A 239-nucleotide genomic window follows, 5' to 3' on the forward strand; every position below is an offset into this window, starting at 1 on the left:
ATAACGACATTCCCGACAGAAATTAATCTAACAAAATTGCAATTTAACTTTCTTTAATAAAATTCGTTTCCGCCCAAAACCGTATTAGCTTTGATTATAACATTATCACCAATTATTGTGTAATCTCCTATAACTACAGAATGGTAAATAATGCAAATTTTTCCGATTTTAACATTGTTACAAATAGTTAAACTGGGATGGATTTGAGAATTCTCAAAAAATTCTGGTTTAGAAAGTTC

At 28.5% G+C, this 239-nt stretch carries 1 pseudogene; it reads right to left on the reverse strand.

The annotated features are described in order from the left end of the window. Nucleotides 1-53: 53 nt before the first annotated feature. Nucleotides 54-239 (reverse strand): annotated as a pseudogene (locus AC23MB_RS14540) (UDP-3-O-(3-hydroxymyristoyl)glucosamine N-acyltransferase); the annotation flags it as partial.

The sequence above is a fragment of the Soonwooa sp. T0.1_25 genome, from assembly GCF_057652215.1.